Source organism: Burkholderia sp. E168m23, from assembly GCF_016586125.1.
In the GTDB taxonomy this organism is placed as follows: Bacteria; Pseudomonadota; Gammaproteobacteria; order Burkholderiales; family Burkholderiaceae; genus Burkholderia; species Burkholderia orbicola.
In genome coordinates, this window is the sequence record NZ_BCPP01001142.1 from 1 (window position 1) to 1,992 (window position 1,992).

Below are 1,992 nucleotides of genomic sequence, written 5' to 3' on the forward strand. Positions count from 1 at the left end.
CCGGTCATTCTTCACGCACGCGCGCTGCCGTACGCTCCGGCGTTACACTGACCGGCTGGAATCACGGACAGCCTGCCTCACCATGCGGATACTGATAGTCGAAGACGAACCCAAGATGGCGTCATACCTCCGGAAGGGGTTGACGGAGGCGAGCTACACGGTCGATGTCACGGAAAACGGCCAGGACGGCCTGTTCCTCGCCTTGCACGAGGATTTCGACCTGATCGTGCTCGACGTGATGCTGCCCGCGCTGGACGGCTTCGAGGTGCTCAGGCGGCTGCGCGCGCAGAAGCAGACGCCCGTGCTGCTGCTCACGGCCCGCGAGGCGATCGAGGACAAGGTCGCCGGGCTCGAACTCGGCGCCGACGATTACCTGCTCAAGCCGTTCGCGTATGCCGAATTCCTCGCGCGTATCCGCTCGCTGCTGCGCCGCGCGCCACGCAACGTGCGCGACATCCTGCACGTCGCCGATCTCGAAATCGACCTGCTCAAGCGTCGCGTGCGGCGCGCGGACACTCGCATCGACCTGACCGCGCAGGAATTCGCGCTGCTGCAGTTGCTCGCGGAACGCGAAGGCGAGGTGCTGACGCGCACCTTCATCACGTCGCAGATCTGGGACATGAATTTCGACAGCGACACGAACGTCGTCGACGCGGCGATCAAGCGCTTGCGCGCGAAGATCGACAACGCGTACGAGAAGAAGCTGATCCACACGATCCGCGGCATGGGCTACGTGCTCGAGGATCGTTCGTGACCGCGCGCCCCGCGTCGTATTCGCTGCTGCGGCGCCTGACGCTCGCGTTCGCCGCCGTCGCGGCGCTGGTATTCGCGCTGACTGGCGCGTATCTCTACCGCTCGTTGTCCGCCGAATTGACACGGCGCGACGACATCGAGATCTCCGCCAAGCTCAACCAGTTCCTGCAACTCGCGCGCGCCAGCGGGTCGACAGCCGCGCTGCGCGCCGATCCGGCCGTGTTCCACGACGTGCTGCTGTCGCATCCGGGCGTCTATCTCGGCATCTACGATGCGCAACACCGCCCGCTTGTCGAGCATTCCGACGAAGCCGGCAACACGCTTGCGTCGGTGATCTCGGCCTCGCATCCGGCTGGCAACGCCGGCAGCCCGTTCACGTGCGCGCCGCCCGGCATCGGCACGTCGCGCTGCGTGTATGCGCGCGAAACGCTGCCGTCCGGCGAAGCGATCCAGGTCGCGCTCGCGCGCACCGCAACCGATCGCCAGTCGCTGCTCGAAAGCTATCGCGTCGACATCTGGCTCGCGGCGGCCGTCGGCGCGCTGCTGGTCGGTGCGCTCGGCTATGCGGTCGCGTCGCGCGGGCTGCGCCCGGTCGAGAGCCTCGGCCGACAGACGTCGCGCATCGAGGCGCACAACCTGAACGCGCGCCTCGACGCGCGCGGCGGCCCGGTCGAATTGCGCGAGCTCGCCACGTCGGTGAACCGGATGCTCGACCGGCTCGAACGCGCGTTCGTGCGGCTGTCGCAGTTCTCATCCGATCTCGCGCACGACATGCGCACGCCGCTCGCGAACGTGATCAGCTCGTCGCAGATCACGCTGTCGCGCGCGCGCACGACCGACGAATATGAAGCGCTGATCGAATCGAATATCGAGGAATGCGAACGGCTGCAGCGGATGATCGAGAACATGCTGTTTCTCGCCCGTACCGACAATGCGCGGCAGCACCTGAAGACCGCCGAACTCGATGCGGGCAGCGAACTGCGCCGGCTCGCGTCGTATTTCCAGGCGCTGGCCGACGAGGCCGGCGTGCGCATCGACGTGCATGGCGAAGCGCCGGTCGTCGCGGATGCGACACTGTTCCGGCGTGCGGTGAGCAACCTCGCGTCGAATGCGCTCGAACACGCGCAAGCCGCGTCGACGATCGAACTGGCCGTGTCCGTACAAGGCAGCTACGCAGTCGTCGAAGTCACGAATCGCGGCGTCGCGATTCCGCCCGAACAGGTCGAGCGGATCTTCGAG

Annotated in this window: 2 protein-coding genes; both read left to right on the top strand. The window is 66.6% G+C overall.

Features of this window, described 5'->3' with window-relative positions:
- The first annotated feature begins 82 nt into the window (after window positions 1–82).
- Window positions 83–754: a heavy metal response regulator transcription factor gene (locus JMF90_RS35010; protein ID WP_011548390.1), complete on the top strand. Its 672-nt coding sequence runs from the start codon at window positions 83–85 to the stop codon at window positions 752–754.
- Window positions 751–1,992, top strand: a 1,242-nt coding sequence (locus tag JMF90_RS35015; protein WP_201326159.1) for a heavy metal sensor histidine kinase, incomplete at its 3' end; no start/stop codon positions are given. The genes JMF90_RS35010 and JMF90_RS35015, both read left to right, overlap by 4 nt.